Origin of the sequence: Pseudomonas sp. RL_5y_Pfl2_73 (assembly GCF_963970515.1) — a bacterium.
Lineage (GTDB): Bacteria > Pseudomonadota > Gammaproteobacteria > Pseudomonadales > Pseudomonadaceae > Aquipseudomonas.
In genome coordinates, this window is record NZ_CAXAPD010000014.1 from 59,777 (window position 1) to 78,519 (window position 18,743).

The 18,743-nt window shown below is 59.2% G+C and carries 15 protein-coding genes; 11 read left to right on the forward strand and 4 right to left on the reverse strand.

Going from position 1 to position 18,743, the window contains the following annotated elements; translation table 11 throughout:
- Nucleotides 1-7: 7 nt before the first annotated feature.
- The gene (locus AACY42_RS15475; RefSeq protein WP_339480587.1) at nucleotides 8-922 is read left to right on the forward strand and encodes a DUF808 domain-containing protein; all 915 of its coding nucleotides are present in this window, start codon (nucleotides 8-10) and stop codon (nucleotides 920-922) included.
- Between the two features lie 3 nt (nucleotides 923-925).
- Here the strand turns inward: AACY42_RS15475 and AACY42_RS15480 are convergent, their stop codons facing one another.
- From AACY42_RS15480 to AACY42_RS15490, 3 genes are all read right to left on the reverse strand, one after another.
- The gene (locus AACY42_RS15480; protein ID WP_339480589.1) at nucleotides 926-1,753 is read right to left on the reverse strand and encodes an HAD-IIB family hydrolase; all 828 of its coding nucleotides are present in this window, start codon (nucleotides 1,751-1,753) and stop codon (nucleotides 926-928) included.
- Nucleotides 1,754-1,851: 98 nt separating this feature from the next.
- Entirely contained in the window at nucleotides 1,852-2,640 is a 789-nt protein-coding gene (locus AACY42_RS15485) for an MlaA family lipoprotein (protein ID WP_339480592.1), read from the reverse strand.
- A complete protein-coding gene (locus AACY42_RS15490) occupies nucleotides 2,633-3,931 on the reverse strand; it encodes a serine/threonine protein kinase (RefSeq protein ID WP_339480595.1) in 1,299 nt (432 codons plus the stop codon). The genes AACY42_RS15485 and AACY42_RS15490 overlap by 8 nt, the downstream gene beginning before the upstream one ends.
- Before the next feature lie 422 nt (nucleotides 3,932-4,353).
- Here AACY42_RS15490 and AACY42_RS15495 point away from each other — a divergent pair, with 422 nt between their 5' ends.
- The 3 genes from AACY42_RS15495 (at nucleotide 4,354) to AACY42_RS15505 (ending at nucleotide 7,408) form a co-directional block, all read left to right on the forward strand.
- A complete protein-coding gene (locus tag AACY42_RS15495) occupies nucleotides 4,354-5,208 on the forward strand; it encodes a glycine betaine ABC transporter substrate-binding protein (protein ID WP_339480598.1) in 855 nt (284 codons plus the stop codon).
- A gap of 233 nt (nucleotides 5,209-5,441) precedes the next feature.
- Nucleotides 5,442-5,753 carry a DUF485 domain-containing protein gene (locus AACY42_RS15500; RefSeq protein ID WP_014339591.1) on the forward strand — a complete coding sequence of 104 codons (312 nt, stop codon included), beginning with the start codon at nucleotides 5,442-5,444 and terminating at the stop codon, nucleotides 5,751-5,753.
- Nucleotides 5,750-7,408: a cation acetate symporter gene (locus AACY42_RS15505; protein ID WP_339480601.1), complete on the forward strand. Its 1,659-nt coding sequence runs from the start codon at nucleotides 5,750-5,752 to the stop codon at nucleotides 7,406-7,408. The genes AACY42_RS15500 and AACY42_RS15505 overlap by 4 nt, the downstream gene beginning before the upstream one ends.
- 465 nt (nucleotides 7,409-7,873) lie before the next feature.
- Here AACY42_RS15505 and gltA read toward each other — a convergent pair whose 3' ends face one another.
- The gene (gene gltA / locus AACY42_RS15510) at nucleotides 7,874-9,163 is read right to left on the reverse strand and encodes a citrate synthase (RefSeq protein WP_339480604.1); all 1,290 of its coding nucleotides are present in this window, start codon (nucleotides 9,161-9,163) and stop codon (nucleotides 7,874-7,876) included.
- Between the two features lie 365 nt (nucleotides 9,164-9,528).
- Between gltA and sdhC the strand changes: the two genes are divergently transcribed.
- The 7 genes from sdhC (at nucleotide 9,529) to lpdA (ending at nucleotide 18,672) form a co-directional block, all read left to right on the forward strand.
- On the forward strand, nucleotides 9,529-9,903 hold the full coding sequence (gene sdhC / locus AACY42_RS15515) for a succinate dehydrogenase, cytochrome b556 subunit (protein ID WP_003179220.1): 375 nt from the start codon (nucleotides 9,529-9,531) through the stop codon (nucleotides 9,901-9,903).
- On the forward strand, nucleotides 9,897-10,265 hold the full coding sequence (gene sdhD / locus AACY42_RS15520) for a succinate dehydrogenase, hydrophobic membrane anchor protein (protein WP_041024951.1): 369 nt from the start codon (nucleotides 9,897-9,899) through the stop codon (nucleotides 10,263-10,265). Before sdhC ends, sdhD begins: the two co-directional genes overlap by 7 nt.
- Before the next feature lie 3 nt (nucleotides 10,266-10,268).
- On the forward strand, nucleotides 10,269-12,041 hold the full coding sequence (sdhA, locus tag AACY42_RS15525; protein ID WP_339480607.1) for a succinate dehydrogenase flavoprotein subunit: 1,773 nt from the start codon (nucleotides 10,269-10,271) through the stop codon (nucleotides 12,039-12,041).
- Between the two features lie 11 nt (nucleotides 12,042-12,052).
- On the forward strand, nucleotides 12,053-12,757 hold the full coding sequence (locus AACY42_RS15530; protein WP_003204434.1) for a succinate dehydrogenase iron-sulfur subunit: 705 nt from the start codon (nucleotides 12,053-12,055) through the stop codon (nucleotides 12,755-12,757).
- A gap of 262 nt (nucleotides 12,758-13,019) precedes the next feature.
- Nucleotides 13,020-15,851, forward strand: coding sequence for a 2-oxoglutarate dehydrogenase E1 component (locus AACY42_RS15535; RefSeq protein ID WP_339480610.1), 2,832 nt, complete (start codon nucleotides 13,020-13,022; stop codon nucleotides 15,849-15,851).
- Nucleotides 15,852-15,895: 44 nt separating this feature from the next.
- Nucleotides 15,896-17,122, forward strand: coding sequence for a 2-oxoglutarate dehydrogenase complex dihydrolipoyllysine-residue succinyltransferase (gene odhB / locus AACY42_RS15540; protein ID WP_339480613.1), 1,227 nt, complete (start codon nucleotides 15,896-15,898; stop codon nucleotides 17,120-17,122).
- Nucleotides 17,123-17,235: 113 nt separating this feature from the next.
- Nucleotides 17,236-18,672 (forward strand): dihydrolipoyl dehydrogenase, encoded by a 1,437-nt coding sequence (gene lpdA, locus AACY42_RS15545; RefSeq protein WP_339480615.1) that lies wholly within the window; start codon nucleotides 17,236-17,238, stop codon nucleotides 18,670-18,672.
- Nucleotides 18,673-18,743: the final 71 nt, after the last annotated feature.

An 18,743-nucleotide genomic window follows, 5' to 3' on the forward strand; every position in this document is an offset into this window, starting at 1 on the left:
CCCCTCCATGGCCGGAAGCAGTTTGCTGGTACTGATCGACGATATCGCCACTGTGCTCGACGATGTTGCGCTGATGACCAAAGTGGCCGCCAAGAAAACCGCCGGCGTGCTTGGCGATGACTTGGCGCTCAATGCCCAGCAGGTGTCAGGTGTGCGTGCCGAGCGGGAACTGCCCGTGGTGTGGGCGGTGGCCAAGGGGTCGTTCCTCAATAAGTTGATCCTGGTGCCATCGGCGCTGGCGATCAGCGCCTTCGTCCCTTGGTTGGTGACGCCGTTGTTGATGGCGGGTGGTGCTTATTTGTGTTTCGAAGGGTTCGAAAAACTGGCCCACAAGTTCCTTCATAGTCCGGCCGAAGACCAGGCGGAACATGCGCAATTGGTCGAGGCCGTGGCGGATCCGGCGGTCGATCTGGTGGCCTTTGAAAAGGACAAGATCAAGGGCGCGGTACGCACCGACTTCATCCTCTCGGCGGAAATCATCGCCATCACCCTCGGCACCGTCGCCGATGCAGCGCTGACCCAGCAAGTGATCGTGCTGTCGGGCATCGCCATCGTCATGACCATTGGCGTCTATGGTCTGGTGGCCGGGATCGTCAAGCTCGATGACCTGGGGCTCTGGTTGACCCAGAAGCCGGGGCAGGCCGCCAAAAGCATCGGCGGCGCCATCCTGAGTGCTGCGCCCTACATGATGAAAAGCCTGTCGGTGATCGGCACGGCGGCGATGTTCCTGGTGGGCGGTGGCATTCTCACCCACGGCGTGCCGGTGGTGCACCACTGGATCGAAAGCGTGACGGCCAGCGCCGGCGGTGTCGGGTTTATCGTGCCGATGCTGCTCAATGCGGTGGCGGGTATTGTCGCCGGTGGCGTGGTGTTGCTGGGCGTCATGGCCGTGGCCAAGCTTTGGAAAGCGGTACGAGCCTGAACCTCAGGATTGCGCGACCGAGTGAATCGGCACCAGCACATGCTTCGAGAGGTATCGGGCCACGGCTTCGTCACTGCAGGCGCCAATGATCTGAGCATCGGGCAGCGCCTGGGTCACGTCTTGATGAGCGGTTGCCATGATGACCGCTTTGCCTGCAACTGAGAGCATGCCAAGGTCATTCATGCCGTCCCCAAAGGCGATGCAGGCGCCAATGGGGACATCAAGAAACGCGGCCAGCTGTTTCAGGGCGTGCCCCTTGCAAACGTCGCTGGCCATCACTTCCAGGCACCAGGTAAACGAGAACACCGTGCTGATGCGGTTGGCGAATCGCCGCTCCAGCCGCTTCTGCAAAGCCAGTAAAACCTGGTGATCTTTTTCCTTCTGAAAGAAAAACACCTTTTCGACGTTTTCCGTAGGCCACGACTCGGGTCGGATCACGGTCGGTTGGAAATGCGGGTTGCGGTTGAAGTCGCTGACATCATGCTCGCAGCCGATTAACCAGCCGCACGGACCGTACAGGTTGATGATCAGGTCAGGGATGTGGCGGGTTTCTTCAATCAGCCCCTGGACAACGTCGTCAGGCAGCGCTTGGCAACGCATCAATCCGCCACAGGCGCTGCTGATCCTGGCACCGTTGGAGGTGATCAGGTGCAAGGGAGGCGAACTGTCGTCGAGCAACGTCTCGACGTCGGCCTGTTGGCGGCCCGTTGCCAACACCACATGCAGGCCGGCATCGTAAAGGTGTCGCATCACCGTCCGGGTGTAGTTGCCCAGCGTATCGCCGGGCAAGAGCAAGGTTCCGTCCAGGTCCGAAGCAATCAATGAATACATGGTGTTCCTCGAATAGGCTGCCGAGCCACAACCAAGGGCTGTGGCCCGCAAGGCGACTGCCGCCAACACGCCGCATGCGGACGTGTTGGCTTTAAGGATTACTCGGCAATCTGCAACTTGCGAGACTCGGAGTACACGTAGCGCACCTTCTCATACTCGAACGGTGAGTTCAGTTGCCCATAGCGGAAACTGGTCTGGTGGCGTTTGTCGACGCCGCGCAGAAGCAGCAACTCTGGGTGGTTGGAACTGACTTCAGAGACGTTCAGGTAGTTGATCGCCGATTCGGCCGTATAGTCCACCAGCAAGCCTGAGGTGTCGCGCAGGTTCGACGGGCCGAAGATTGGCAATACGAAATACGCGCCGCCGGGCACGCCGTAGAAGCCCAGGGTCTGGCCGAAATCTTCGCTCTGGCGCGGCAGGCCCATGGCCGTGGCCGGGTCCCACAGGCCGGCGATGCCGACGGTGGTGTTGAGCAACAGGCGCGCCGTGGTTTCCATCGAACGCTTGCCCTTGAATTGCAGCAGGCTGTTCATCAGGTTCGGCACGTCCCCCAGGTTGTTGAAGAAGTTGCTGACGCCGGTGCGCACGAAGCCGGGGGTAACGTAGCGATAGCCATCGACGACGGGCAGGAAGACCCATTGGTCGAAGCGGTAGTTGAAGTGGTAGACGCGGCGGTTCCAGGATTCCAGCGGGTCATAGACGTTCAGGGCGTTGAGGGTCGAGCGCTCGAACTCACGCTGGTCCAGGCCCGGGTTGAACTTGAGTTTGGTCAGCGGTTCCTTGAAACCGTCCGAATCCACCACCACCGGTGCATTGGCTTTGCTGTTGTCGGCGTGGACCATGCCCGCACTCATTAACGCAGCGATAAGCAGCAGATATTTAGCCACGGAAGAACTCCAGCATGGCGTCGCTGTTGACGCGGTAGTTAAGGTTGCCGCAGTGGCCGCCCAGTGGATAAACCGTCAGGCGATCGCCAAAGGTCTTGCGCAGGAAGCCCAGGTCGCCCGGGCCGAGAATGACGTCGTCGGCATTGTGCATGACGGCAATCTTCGGGCTGTCGTGCAGGTAATCTTTCAGCGCGTACAGGCTGACCTGGTCGACCAGTTGCAGCAGGCTGCCGCCGTCAGTGCGCGCGCGCCACATGGGGATCACCTGCTCGGTGAGGTAACAGTCGAAATCGCATTGCAGCGCACGTTTGAGGAACGGCGTCAGGCTGGTGCTTTCGGTAATCGGGAACTTGGGCGGGATGATCAAGCCGCGTCGGTTGATCAGGTCCGAGGTGAACGCGATGTCGGCGGCCGAGAAACGGAACGTGGTGCCGATCAACATGGCCATCTGCTCGTTGCTCAGGTGTTGCTTGGACTGCTGGAAGTCGTAGAGCAGGGCATCGTTGAGGTCGATGTAGCCTTTTTGCTGGAAGTAGCGGGTCAGCTTGTTCAGCACCAGTTCATAGAAGGTGGTGGTGTTGTTGATGCCCTTGACCTCGGTCTGGACCAGTTTGTCCAGGTTGGTGATCGAGGTGTAGAGGTTCACCGGCGGGTTCAGCAGCAGCACCTTCTTGAAATTGAAGCTGCGCCGGGTCTCGTCCAGGTGTGCAACGAAGGCCGCGTCCAGGGCACCGAGGCTATAACCGGTCAGGTAATACTCGGTCACCGGCAGCTTGGGGTTCTGCGCGCGCACGGCCTGCATCACGCGGTACATGTCTTCGGCGTCTTCCTTGGAAATGCCTGGCGTGGCGAAGCGCGAAGCGGCGCTCATGAAGTCGAAGCTGGTGGGCGATGACAACTGCACCACGTGGTAGCCGGCCTTGTAGTAGAGGCGCTTGAGGTATTCATTAATGCTACTGTCAAAGCGCGCACCGGTGCCGGCGATGAGGAAGATCAGCGGCGCGGGTTTGTCCTGGGTGGCCATGCGGTAGGTGAGGCTTTTCACCGGCCAGAAGTTGTCCGGCAGGATGAACTCGCGTTCCGGGCGCAGGGTCAGGGTGTGGTCTGCCTGGTTGATGTCTTCGATCAGCGGCAACTCCGGACGCAGGTCCGGTGGCGTGGTGGCGATGGTCGCCTCGAACGGGTTGGTCAAGGGGTAGCCATAGCTGGCAGCGTCAATATCTGCCGCCAGCGCGGACGCACTCAGGATAAGTCCGCCAAGAAGGGCAGCGAAGCGCAAGGAACGAAGCATGACTGGATCCCTTAGAGGAAGGTGCCGAATGAGGTTCGCAGGCTATGACCACCGAAGCAGAGCCAAGTGCCACGATGGGCGCAAAACAGGCACGAACGGGGCGCGATACTAGCGGGACGATACACGTTCGTGTGCGCTGGCGGCTAGTTATCTGGCGCTTGTCGATTTGCCCGCAAAATCTCACGTGTGGCGGTGATCCAGGTGCCCGGAACTGGGAGCTGGCGTTCTGATGTCGTTTCTCGTTGCCTCGACGTCGTAGACAGAGAAGGTTCCGGATCGGCGCAGGTTGATGATCAACGAGTCAGTACTCCACTGGCGTGCGAACCGGTTGGCAGGCGAGCGTGATGGGGGCGCTGAGCACCATAACAATACGTTGACGCTGCTCGACATCCGTCGGGCGCAGCACTTTCGGGGAAGTAACGATGAAGATGCGACGACTCTTGGGCGCAGGTGCCGCACTGGTACTGGCGATCAGCTCCACCCTGGCCAGCGCCGAAAACAAAACCTTGAGCATCGGTTACGTTGATGGCTGGTCCGACAGCGTCGCGACCACTCACGTGGCCGCCGAAGTCATCCAGCAGAAGCTTGGCTACAATGTGAAGCTGCAAGCGGTCGCGACCGGGATCATGTGGCAGGGCGTGGCCACCGGTAAACTCGACGCGATGCTCTCGGCCTGGCTGCCGGTGACTCACGGCGACTATTGGACGAAGAACAAGGACCAGGTGGTCGACTACGGCCCCAACTTCAAGGACGCAAAAATCGGCCTGATCGTGCCGGAGTACGTCAAGGCCAAGTCGCTCGAGGATCTGAAAACCGACGACTCCTTCAAGAAGCGCATCGTCGGCATCGACGCCGGTTCAGGCGTAATGCTCAAGACCGAACAGGCCATCAAGGACTACGACCTGACCGGTTATCAACTCAAGGCCAGTTCCGGTGCCGGCATGATTGCCGAGCTGACCCGTGCCGAGAAGAAAAACGAATCCATCGCCGTCACCGGTTGGGTGCCGCACTGGATGTTCGCCAAGTGGAAACTGCGCTTCCTGGAAGACCCGAAAGGCGTCTACGGCGCGGCTGAAACCGTGAACAGCGTCGGCAGCAAGGAACTGGAGGCCAAGGCGCCGGAAGTGGTCGCGTTCCTGAAGAAATTCCAATGGTCTTCGAAAGACGAGATCGGCGAAGTCATGCTGGCGATCCAGGAAGGCGCCAAGCCTGACGCCGCCGCCAAGGATTGGGTTGCCAAGCACCCAGACCGCGTGAAGGAGTGGACCGGCAAGTAATCGGCCTGGTGTAGCTGTTCCGAAAAACCGCGTGGCTTTGTGTCATGCGGTTTTTTTGTGCGTGCAGATCCTTAGTCTTGTACAAAACCCTGTGGGAGCGGGCTATTGCGAAAATGTCCGGGAAACGGGCAACACCGTCATGTCGTTCTAATACTAAGGTCGTCTGGAACCTGGCCTTGAGCCGCATAGAGTAGGGTCGTTCAAATTAAATCTGTGCTGCGAGGATAAAAACAATGAACGACAGCATTTACCTCTCTATTCAAAACAGCCCCCGCTTCAAGGAGCTGGTGAGAAAAAGGGAAAAGTTCGCCTGGATTCTCTCGGCGATCATGCTTGGGCTGTATTCCGGCTTCATTCTTCTGATCGCCTACGGGCCACACATTCTCGGGGCCAAGATCTCGCCTGAGTCCACTATCACCTGGGGCATTCCCATCGGTGTCGGCCTGATCCTCTCGGCCTTCATCCTGACGGGTATCTACGTACGGCGCGCCAACGGCGAATTCGACGACCTGAACAATGCGATTCTCAAGGAGGCTCAGCAATGATCCGGCGTCTACTGGCTCTATTGAGCATCGCAGCGTTCGCCCCGGGCGCCTGGGCGGCTGAAGCCCTGACCGGTGCCGTGCAGAAACAACCCCTCAACGTCGCGGCGATCCTGATGTTCGTGGCCTTCGTCGGCGCGACTTTATATATCACCTACTGGGCGTCCAAGAAAAACAACTCGGCGGCTGACTACTATGCGGCCGGCGGCAAGATCACCGGCTTCCAGAACGGCTTGGCCATCGCGGGCGACTATATGTCGGCGGCGTCCTTCCTGGGGATTTCCGCGCTGGTGTTCACCTCTGGCTACGATGGCTTGATCTACTCCATCGGCTTCCTGGTGGGCTGGCCGATCATCCTGTTCCTGATTGCCGAGCGCCTGCGTAACCTGGGTAAATACACCTTTGCCGACGTGGCGTCCTATCGCTTGGGGCAAACCCAGATCCGCAGTCTGTCCGCCTGCGGCTCGCTGGTGGTGGTGGCGTTCTACCTGATCGCGCAAATGGTCGGTGCTGGCAAGCTGATCCAGCTGCTGTTCGGCTTGGACTATCACGTCGCGGTGGTCATGGTGGGTATCCTGATGTGCCTCTATGTGCTGTTCGGCGGCATGCTGGCCACCACCTGGGTACAGATCATCAAGGCGGTGCTGTTGCTGTCGGGTGCTTCGTTCATGGCCCTGATGGTCATGAAGCACGTTAACTTCGACTTCAACATGCTGTTCTCCGAGGCGGTCAAGGTTCACGCCAAGGGTGAGGCGATCATGAGCCCTGGTGGCCTGGTCAAGGATCCGGTCTCGGCGTTCTCCCTGGGCTTGGCGTTGATGTTCGGTACTGCTGGCCTGCCACACATCCTGATGCGCTTCTTCACCGTCAGTGACGCCAAGGAAGCGCGCAAGAGCGTCCTGTATGCCACCGGTTTCATCGGTTACTTCTACATCCTGACCTTCATCATCGGCTTCGGCGCGATCCTGTTGGTCAGCACCAACCCGGCCTTCAAGGACGCGGCAGGTGCCTTGCTCGGCGGCAACAACATGGCGGCGGTGCACCTGGCTAACGCTGTGGGCGGCAGTATCTTCCTGGGCTTCATCTCGGCGGTAGCCTTTGCCACCATCCTGGCGGTCGTCGCTGGCCTGACCCTGGCCGGTGCCTCGGCGGTGTCTCATGACCTGTATGCCAGCGTGATCAAGAAAGGCAAGGCCAACGAGAAGGATGAGATCCGCGTGTCGAAGATCACCACCATTGCCCTGGCGGTGCTGGCGATCGGCCTGGGTATCTTGTTCGAGAAGCAGAACATCGCGTTCATGGTGGGCTTGGCGTTCTCCATCGCGGCGAGCTGCAACTTCCCAGTACTGCTGCTTTCGATGTACTGGAAGAAGCTGACCACTCGTGGCGCCATGATTGGCGGCTGGCTGGGCCTGGTCAGTGCCGTGGGCTTGATGGTGCTGGGTCCGACCATCTGGGTGCAGATCATGGGTCACGAGAAAGCGATCTTCCCGTATGAATACCCTGCGCTGTTCTCGATGGCCATTGCCTTCGTCGGCATCTGGTTCTTCTCCATCACCGACAAGTCGGCTGAAGGTGTGAACGAGCGGGCGCTGTTCTTCCCGCAGTTCGTGCGTTCGCAGACGGGGCTGGGGGCGAGTGGGGCGGTTAGCCACTAACAGCCGCTGCAAGGTGAAAGCTTCAAGTTAAAGCGTTGTGTTTGAAGAAATACCCCGGTCGAGAGGCCGGGGTATTTTTTTTGTGTGCGATAACTGCGGTTCGAGTGATGACGTCTTCGCGAGCAAGCCCGCTCCCACAGGTAATGCTGTTCACGTAAGGCTGTGGATTGGGGTAAGGGTGTATATCCGTTACCGCAGCAACGGATATGTACCCAATCCAACTCAACCCAACCCCAAAGAAAACGGCGCTCCCTCGGAAAAGCGCCGTTTTCTTAAGTGAGCGGTATTACGCTCCCACAGAGGATTTGCGTCATACACAGGGTCCAATGTGTGCGAGCTTGCTCGCGAAGGTGTCGGACCAGTCGCCGCAGATATCAAAGAGGGCATAAACAAAACAGCCCCTGTTCTTATATAAGAAGCAGGGGCTGTTTCGGTGCGGCTTGGTACCTATCGCAAGGGCAGGGCTTACTTGCGGTCTTCCAGCTGGGTGATATCACGCGACTCGTAGCCGGTGTACAACTGGCGCGGGCGGCCGATCTTGTACGGGCTGGAGAGCATTTCCTTCCAGTGGGAGATCCAGCCCACGGTCCGCGCCAGGGCGAAGATCACGGTGAACATGCTGGTTGGAATGCCGATCGCCTTGAGGATGATCCCCGAGTAGAAGTCGACGTTCGGGTACAGCGAGCGCTCGATGAAGTACGGGTCGGTGAGGGCGATCTCTTCCAGGCGCATGGCCAGTTCGAGTTGCGGATCGTTCTTGATCCCCAGTTCCTTGAGTACTTCGTCGCAGGTCTGCTTCATGACGGTGGCGCGCGGGTCGCGGTTCTTGTAGACCCGGTGACCGAAGCCCATCAGCTTGAATGGATCGTTCTTGTCCTTGGCCTTGGCGATGAACTTGTCGATGTTCGAGACATCGCCGATTTCATCGAGCATGGTCAGTACCGCTTCGTTCGCGCCGCCGTGGGCAGGGCCCCAGAGTGCGGCGATACCGGCAGCGATACAAGCGAACGGGTTGGCACCCGAGGAGCCGGCCAGGCGCACGGTAGACGTGGAGGCGTTCTGCTCGTGGTCGGCATGGAGGATGAAGATCCGGTCCATGGCCTTGGCGAGCACCGGGCTGATCGGTTTGATCTCGCACGGGGTGTTGAACATCATATGCAGGAAGTTCTCTGCATAGGTCAGGTCGTTGCGCGGGTACATCATGGGCTGACCCATGGAGTACTTGTAGACCATGGCTGCCAGGGTTGGCATCTTCGCCACCAGGCGAATCGCGGAGATTTCGCGATGCTGGGGGTTATTGATGTCCAGGGAGTCGTGGTAGAAGGCCGATAGGGCGCCGACAACGCCGCACATGACAGCCATCGGGTGGGCATCGCGACGGAAGCCGTTGAAGAAAGTCTTCAACTGCTCGTGAACCATGGTGTGGTTCTTCACGGTGCTGACGAACTGGGCCTTTTGCTCTGTGGTCGGCAGCTCGCCATTGAGCAGCAGGTAGCAGGTTTCCAGGTAGTCCGATTTTTCGGCCAGTTGCTCGATCGGGTAGCCGCGGTGCAGCAGGATGCCGTTGTCGCCGTCGATATAGGTGATTTTCGACTCGCATGAGGCGGTCGACATGAAACCCGGGTCGAAGGTGAAACGGCCCGTGGCCGTCAGGCCCCGTACGTCGATTACATCGGGACCAACGGTGCCGGTTAAAATGGGCAGCTCGACGGGGGCTGCGCCCTCGATGATCAACTGCGCTTTTTTGTCAGCCATGTGGCCTCCTATTAATGCTTGGAATCATCAGACAGACCCCCCACGCAGGGCCCGCACCACTATAGTGAGATAAATCCGAATGTCAATTTGCCTAAAGTCTTGCTCCAGAAGGCTTTAACCGGACTTTTTCCGCGAAATTACCTGCCGTTTACGCCTTTTGCTTCATATGTGCAATGCGCTATTAGGGGAAGGTGAACGCGTTGTCATTAGTAGCCTAACTGTCTATACTCGGCCACCGACCGCCAGGGGCTTTTGGGCCTGCTTTCTTGGGGGTCGTCACTCCCTGGGTGGTGAGTACCTGACCAGTGCGCGCCCCAACAACTTTGCCCTGATTGTTAGGGGCTCTTCAGTGTGAAAAAAAAGCCGTGAAAAGCCAACGACCTGTAAACCTAGACCTAAGGACCATCAAACTCCCAGTCACTGCTTACACGTCCATTCTTCACCGTATTTCCGGTGTCATCCTCTTCGTCAGCCTGGCCATCATGCTTTATGCATTGGACAAGTCGCTCGATTCGGAAGAAGGCTTCGGTCAGGTGAAGGCGTGTCTGACCAGTCCGCTAGCCAAGCTAGTGATTTGGGGCATCCTGTCCGCCTTGCTGTATCACTTGGTCGCCGGTGTGCGCCACTTGATCATGGACATGGGCATCGGTGAGACGCTGGAAGGCGGCAAGCTGGGCTCAAAAATCATTATCGCCGTGTCTGCGGTGTTGATCGTTCTGGCAGGAGTCTGGATATGGTAACCAACGTCACGAACCTTTCGCGTTCGGGCCTCTATGACTGGATGGCGCAGCGTGTGTCTGCGGTCGTTCTCGCGGCTTACTTCATTTTCCTGATCGGATATGTTGTAGCAAACCCAGGCCTGGGCTATGCCCAATGGCATGAACTGTTCGCAAGCAACTGGATGCGTATCTTCAGTCTGCTGGCACTTGTCGCACTGGGCGCTCACGCCTGGGTCGGCATGTGGACCATCGCAACCGACTACCTGACGCCAATGGCATTTGGCAAGTCGGCGACTGCCGTACGTTTCCTCTTCCAGGCAGTATGCGGCGTTGCGATGTTCGCTTACTTCGTCTGGGGTGTGCAGATTCTCTGGGGTATCTGATTCATGGCTAACATTCCAACGATTTCTTTCGACGCCATCATTATTGGTGGTGGCGGTGCCGGCATGCGCGCGGCGCTGCAACTGGCGCAGGGCGGTCACAAGACTGCCGTGATCACCAAGGTTTTTCCGACACGCTCGCACACTGTTTCCGCCCAGGGCGGCATCACTTGCGCCATCGCTTCGGCCGACCCGAACGATGACTGGCGCTGGCACATGTACGATACCGTCAAGGGTTCCGACTACATAGGTGACCAGGACGCTATCGAATACATGTGTCAGGAAGGCCCGGCCGCGGTGTTCGAGCTGGATCACATGGGTATGCCATTCTCGCGTACCGAGCAAGGTCGTATCTATCAGCGTCCGTTCGGTGGCCAGTCCAAGGACTACGGCAAGGGCGGCCAGGCTGCGCGTACTTGCGCGGCGTCGGACCGTACCGGTCACGCGCTGCTGCACACCCTGTACCAGGGCAACCTGAAGGCCGGTACCACGTTCCTGAACGAGTACTACGCCGTTGACCTGGTGAAGAACCAGGACGGTGCCTTTGTCGGCGTGATCGCGATCTGCATCGAAACCGGCGAAACCACCTACATCCGCGCCAAGGCCACCGTGCTGGCGACTGGCGGTGCGGGCCGTATCTACGCATCCACCACCAACGCCCTGATCAACACCGGTGACGGCGTCGGCATGGCTCTGCGTGCTGGCGTGCCGGTGCAAGACATCGAAATGTGGCAGTTCCACCCAACCGGCATCGCCGGGGCCGGTGTACTGGTGACCGAAGGTTGCCGTGGTGAAGGTGGTTACCTGATCAACAAGCACGGCGAGCGTTTCATGGAGCGTTATGCTCCGAACGCCAAGGACCTTGCCGGTCGTGACGTTGTGGCTCGTTCGATGGTTAAAGAGATCATTGCCGGCAACGGCTGTGGCCCCGATGGCGACCACGTGATGCTCAAGCTCGACCACCTGGGCGAGGAAGTGCTTCACAGCCGCCTGCCAGGCATTTGCGAGCTGTCCAAGACCTTCGCTCACGTCGACCCGGTCGTCGCGCCGGTTCCAGTGGTTCCAACCTGCCACTATATGATGGGCGGCGTTGCCACCAACATTCACGGCCAGGCGATCACTCAGAACGGCGAAGGCGTGGATGAAATCATCCCTGGCCTGTTCGCAGTGGGTGAAGTGGCTTGCGTATCGGTCCACGGTGCCAACCGCCTGGGCGGCAACTCGCTGCTCGACCTGGTGGTCTTTGGTCGCGCTGCCGGCCTGCACCTGGAAAAAGCGCTGTCCGACGGTATCGAATATGACGATGCCACCGACGCCAACATCGAAGCCGCCCTGGCGCGTCTGTCCGCTCTGAACGAGCGTACCGAAGGTGAAGACGTGGCGACCCTGCGTCGCGAGTTGCAAAACTGCATGCAGAACTACTTCGGTGTATTCCGTACTGGCGAGTACATGCAGAAAGGTATCGCTCAGCTTGCTGACCTGCGTGCTCGCATCGCCAACGTGAAGATCAACGATAAGTCGCAGGCGTTCAACACTGCCCGTATCGAAGCGCTGGAGTTGCAGAACCTGTTGGAAGTGGCCGAAGCCACCGCCATCGCCGCAGAAGTGCGTAAAGAGTCCCGTGGTGCCCACGCCCGCGAAGACTTCGAAGACCGTGACGACGAAAACTGGCTGTGCCACACCCTGTACTTCCCGGGTGACAAGCGCGTCACCAAGCGTGCCGTGAACTTCTCGCCGAAGACTGTTCCGACTTTCGAACCAAAAGTCCGGACTTATTGAGGGTGACCGCTATGTTGCAAGTCAGTGTTTATCGCTACAACCCTGATCAGGACGCTGCGCCGTTCATGCAGGACTTCCAGGTCGATACCGGTGGTAAAGACCTGATGGTGCTGGACGTGCTGGCCCTGATCAAAGAGCAGGACGAGGGTTTCTCCTATCGTCGCTCTTGCCGTGAGGGCGTTTGCGGCTCCGACGGCATGAACATCAACGGCAAGAACGGCCTGGCCTGCATCACGCCGCTGTCTGCCGTGGTCAAGGGCAACAAGCTGATCGTTCGTCCGCTGCCAGGTTTGCCGGTTATTCGTGACTTGGTCGTCGATATGAGCATCTTCTACAAGCAATACGAGAAGGTGAAGCCATTCCTGCAGAACGACACGCCGGCTCCGGCCATCGAACGTCTGCAGACTCCTGAAGAGCGTGAAAAGCTCGACGGTCTGTACGAGTGCATCCTGTGCGCTTGCTGCTCGACCTCGTGCCCATCCTTCTGGTGGAACCCGGACAAATTCCTGGGCCCGGCCGCCCTGCTGCAAGCGTATCGCTTCCTGGCAGACAGCCGTGACACCAAGACGTCCGAGCGCCTGGCTTCGCTGGATGACCCGTTCAGCGTATTCCGCTGCCGCGGGATCATGAACTGCGTCAACGTTTGTCCAAAAGGCCTGAACCCGACTAAGGCCATCGGTCACATTCGTAACATGCTGCTGCAAAGCGGCGTGTGATTCAGCTGCTGTACCCGTAGGACCGTTGTACCCGTAAAGGCCAGGGCGCGGGCTTCAACCCGCGTTTCGGCTATAACCAGAACAGCCGCTTACAAAGCGGCAGTTCTTATTTTGAAGAAATGAGACAAGCAGGGGCATCCGGGCTGGTACCCGGACTATCGGCGTGATCCTAAGTGGCTTGTTTTAGTCGCTGCACTCGGACTTCTGCAAGTTTGCTCGGTGTTTTTGCCGGTGGTGTTCCCCTAATCGAGGGTGACCAAGCATGCAAGAAAGCGTGATGCAGCGCATGTGGAACAGTGCCCACCTTTCCGGTGGTAACGCTGCCTATGTGGAAGAGCTTTATGAGCTCTACCTGCACGACCCTAACGCTGTGCCAGAAGAATGGCGCACCTACTTTCAGAAGTTGCCGGCTGACGGTAACTCTGCCACTGATGTTTCGCACTCGACGATTCGCGATCATTTCGTGCTGCTGGCAAAGAACCAGCGCCGCGCTCAACCGGTGTCTGCCGGCAGCGTGAGCAGCGAGCACGAGAAGAAGCAAGTTGAAGTGCTGCGACTGATCCAGGCCTACCGGATGCGTGGCCACCAAGCAGCCCAGCTGGACCCGCTGGGGCTGTGGCAGCGTCCTGCACCTGCAGACCTGTCGATCACTCACTACGGCTTGACCAATGCCGATCTTGATACGACCTTCCGTGCCGGCGACCTGTTCATCGGCAAAGAGGAAGCGAGCCTACGCGAAATTCACGAAGCGTTGCAGCAGACATATTGCCGCACCATCGGCGCTGAATTTACGCACATCGTCGATTCCGAGCAGCGCCAGTGGTTCCAGCAGCGTCTGGAAAGCGTTCGTGGTCGTCCGACGTACTCCGTCGATATCAAGAGCCACTTGCTCGAGCGCGTCACTGCCGCCGAAGGCTTGGAAAAGTACCTGGGCACCAAATACCCGGGCACCAAGCGTTTCGGCCTGGAAGGTGGCGAAAGCCTGATCCCGCTGCTGGACGAGCTGATCCAGCGTTCGGGCTCCTACGGCACCAAGGAAGTTGTCATCGGCATGGCCCACCGTGGTCGCCTGAACGTGCTGGTCAACACCTTTGGCAAGAACCCGCGCGAGCTGTTCGACGAGTTCGAAGGCAAGAAGAAGGTCGAGCTGGGTTCCGGTGACGTGAAATACCACCAGGGCTTCTCGTCCAACGTGATGACCACAGGTGGCGAAGTGCACCTGGCCATGGCTTTCAACCCATCCCACCTGGAAATCGTTTCCCCGGTGGTCGAGGGTTCGGTCCGTGCCCGTCAGGATCGTCGCAACGATCCAACCGGTGAAAAAGTCCTGCCGATTTCCATCCACGGTGACGCTGCGTTCGCAGGTCAAGGCGTGGTCATGGAAACCTTCCAGATGTCGCAGACCCGCGGCTTCAAGACCGGCGGTACCATCCACCTGGTTATCAACAACCAGGTCGGCTTCACCATCAGCAACCCGGAAGACTCGCGCTCCACCGAGTACTGCACCGACGTTGCGAAGATGATCCAGGCGCCGATTCTCCATGTGAATGGCGATGACCCGGAAGCCGTGCTGTTCGTGACCCAGTTGGCCATCGACTACCGCATGCAGTACAAGCGCGACGTGGTGATCGACCTGGTCTGCTACCGTCGTCGCGGCCACAACGAGGCCGACGAACCAAGCGGCACCCAGCCGCTGATGTATCAGCAGATCGCCAAGCAGCGCACCACCCGTGAGCTGTATGCCGAGCGCCTGACCCAGGGCGGTGTGCTGGATGCCGAGCGCGTCCAGGAAAAAGTCGATGAATATCGCAATGCCCTGGATAACGGCCTGCACGTTGTAAAAAGCCTGGTCAAAGAGCCGAACAAAGAGCTGTTCGTGGACTGGCGTCCATACCTGGGCCACGCCTGGACCGCGCGTCACGACACTCGTTTCGACCTCAAGACCCTGCAGGAACTGTCCGCCAAGCTGCTGGAAATTCCGGAAGGCTTCGTGGTTCAGCGCCAGGTCGCGAAAATCTACGAAGACCGGCAGAAGATGCAAGCCGGCGGCCTGCCGATCAACTGGGGTTACGCCGAAACCATGGCGTACGCGACCCTGGCGTTCGAAGGTCACCCGATTCGCATCACCGGCCAGGACGTAGGCCGCGGTACTTTCTCGCACCGCCACGCGGCGCTGCACAACCAGAAAGACGCCAGCACCCACATCCCGCTGCAACACCTGTACAAAGGCCAGCCACGTTTCGACCTGTACGATTCGCTGCTGTCCGAAGAGGCCGTCCTGGCGTTCGAATATGGCTACTCCACCACCGAGCCAAATGCGCTGGTGATCTGGGAAGCCCAGTTCGGCGACTTCGCCAACGGTGCCCAGGTGGTTGTCGACCAGTTCATCACCAGCGGCGAGCACAAGTGGGGCCGTCTCTGCGGTCTGACCATGCTGTTGCCACACGGTTATGAAGGGCAGGGGCCGGAGCACTCTTCGGCACGTCTGGAGCGTTACCTGCAGCTGTGTGCCGAACACAACGTCCAGGTCTGCGTACCGACGACTCCGGCGCAGATCTACCACCTGCTGCGTCGTCAGGTCATCCGTCCGCTGCGCAAGCCGCTGATCGTGCTGACTCCGAAGTCGCTGCTGCGTCACAAACTGGCGATCTCTACGCTCGAGGATCTGGCCGAAGGCTCCTTCCAGACCGTTATTTCGGAGATCGATACCCAGGACGCGGCGAAGGTGACTCGCCTGGTCTTGTGCAGCGGTAAGGTCTACTACGACCTGCTGGAAAAACGTCGTGCCGAAGGCCGCGAAGACATCGCCATCGTGCGTGTCGAACAGCTTTACCCGTTCCCGGAAGAAGACCTGATGGAGGCCATCGCGCCTTACACCAACCTCACCCATGTGGCGTGGTGTCAGGAAGAACCGATGAACCAAGGCGCTTGGTACAGCAGCCAGCATCACCTGCGTCGCAGCATCGGCAACCATAACAAGGCCCTGGGCCTGGAATATGCCGGCCGTGATGCTTCCGCTGCACCTGCGTGTGGTTATGCGTCGATGCACGCCGAGCAGCAGGAAAAACTGCTGCAAGATGCCTTCACTGTTTAACGCCTTCGCGCTGACTGAAACCGAATTTTAAGGACCCACAGATAATGGCTATCGAAATCAAAGCCCCGTCATTCCCGGAATCGGTTGCCGATGGCACCGTTGCCACCTGGCACAAGAAACCAGGCGAGGCCGTCAAGCGTGACGACCTGATCGTCGACATCGAGACCGACAAGGTCGTGCTGGAAGTATTGGCCGAAGCTGACGGCGTGCTGGGCGCAATCATTGCCGAAGAGGGCGCTACCGTTCTGTCGAACCAGGTCCTGGGCTCGATCGAAGAAGGCAGTGCTGCTGCTGCTCCGGCTGCTGCACCGGCTGCTGCACCGGCTGCCGCCCAGGCCGCCGCACCAGCCGCCGCTGGCGAAGACGATCCAGTTGCTGCGCCTGCTGCTCGCAAGCTGGCTGAAGAGAACGGCATCAACATCGCTTCCGTTGCCGGCACTGGCAAGGGTGGTCGTGTGACCAAGGAAGATGTGGTTGCCGCCGTTGCCGCCAAGAAAGCTGCTCCGGCCGCCGCGCCAGCCAAGCCTGCCACACCTGCCGCTGCCGCGCCGGTGTTCGCGGCCGGTGACCGTGTTGAAAAACGCGTTCCGATGACCCGCGTTCGCGCTACCGTGGCCAAGCGTCTGGTAGAAGCCCAGTCGAACATGGCAATGCTGACCACCTTCAACGAAGTCGACATGACCGAAGTCATGGCCCTGCGTTCGAAGTACAAGGACCTGTTCGAGAAGTCCCATAACGGCGTACGCCTGGGCTTCATGTCGTTCTTCGTCAAGGCTGCCACCGAAGCGCTGAAACGCTTCCCGGCCGTCAACGCGTCGATCGACGGTTCCGACATCGTTTACCACGGCTACGCCGATATCGGTGTTGCTGTTTCCAGCGACCGTGGCCTGGTGGTTCCGGTACTGCGTAACGCCGAACTGATGAGCCTGGCCGAAATCGAAGGCGGCATCGCTACCTTCGGCAAGAAGGCCCGTGACGGCAAGCTGTCCATCGAAGAGATGACCGGCGGTACGTTCACCATCACCAACGGTGGTACATTCGGTTCGATGATGTCGACCCCGATCGTCAACCCGCCGCAAGCGGCTATCCTGGGCATGCACAACATTCTGCAGCGTCCGATGGCGATCAACGGTCAGGTCGTGATTCGTCCGATGATGTACCTGGCGCTGTCCTACGATCACCGCCTGATCGACGGTAAAGAAGCCGTGACGTTCCTGGTAACCATCAAGAACCTGCTTGAAGATCCGGCTCGTCTGCTGCTGGATATCTGATTTTCGCTGCGAGGGCCGGTCTGTTGTGACCGGCTTCTTGCTGAAACAACCGGTTTCGTCCCTCGACGGTCATCACAAGTGACCGTCCGGTTTGATTCGAAAAGGAATGACTCATGACTCAGAAATTCGACGTGGTAGTGATTGGTGCGGGCCCTGGCGGCTACGTAGCGGCCATCAAGGCTGCGCAACTGGGCCTTACCACTGCCTGCATCGAGAAATACACCGACAAGGAGGGCAAACTGGCCCTCGGCGGTACTTGCCTGAACGTCGGTTGCATTCCTTCCAAGGCGCTGCTGGACAGCTCCTGGAAGTTCCATGAGGCGCAGGATGGCTTCAAGATCCACGGTATCAACCACGCTGGCGTGACCATGGACGTGCCAGCGATGGTTGGCCGCAAGGCCAACATCGTCAAGGGCCTGACCTCTGGCGTTGCCACCCTGTTCAAAGCCAATGGCGTGACCTCGATCCAGGGCCACGGCAAGCTGCTGATGGGCAAGAAAGTCGAAGTGACCAAGCCAGACGGTTCGGTTGAAGTGATCGAAGCCGAGAACGTCATCCTGGCACCGGGCTCGCGTCCGATCGACATTCCACCGGCTCCGGTCGACCAGAACGTAATCGTCGATTCCACCGGTGCCCTGGAGTTCCAGACCGTGCCAAAACGCCTGGGCGTGATCGGCGCTGGTGTGATCGGCCTCGAGCTGGGTTCGGTATGGTCGCGCCTGGGCGCGCAAGTGACCGTACTGGAAGCCCTCGATACCTTCCTGATGGCTGCTGACACCGCGGTGTCCAAGGAAGCGCTGAAAACCCTGACCAAACAGGGCCTGGACATCAAACTGGGCGCTCGCGTCACCGGTTCGAAAGTCAACGGCGAAGAGGTCGTGGTGACCTACACCGACACCAACGGTGAACAGACCATCACCTTTGACAAACTGATCGTCGCGGTCGGCCGTCGTCCTGTGACCACTGACCTGCTGGCTACCGACAGCGGCGTGGAAATCGACGAGCGCGGCTTCATTGCCGTCGATGACCAGTGCGCAACCGCAGTACCGGGCGTCTTCGCCATCGGTGACGTGGTTCGCGGCATGATGCTGGCGCACAAGGCATCCGAAGAAGGCATCATGGTCGTCGAGCGCATCAAGGGCCACAAAGCCCAAATGAACTACGACCTGATCCCATCGGTTATCTACACCCACCCGGAAATCGCATGGGTTGGCAAGACCGAGCAGGCCTTGAAAGCCGAAGGCGTTGAAGTTAACGTCGGCACCTTCCCGTTCGCCGCCAGTGGCCGTGCCATGGCAGCCAACGATACCGGTGGTTTCGTGAAAGTCATCGCCGATGCCAAGACGGATCGCGTATTGGGCGTTCACGTCATTGGCCCAAGCGCTGCCGAGCTGGTACAGCAAGGCGCGATCGGCATGGAATTCGGCACCAGCGCTGAAGATCTGGGCATGATGGTCTTCTCCCATCCGACCCTGTCCGAAGCCTTGCACGAAGCGGCCCTGGCCGTAAATGGCGGCGCCATCCACGTGGCCAACCGCAAGAAGCGTTAAAAAATAATAAGAAACCACGGCGGTATGGCCCGTCGTGAGCCTTGCGAGCAAGACTCACCGCGGAATATCCG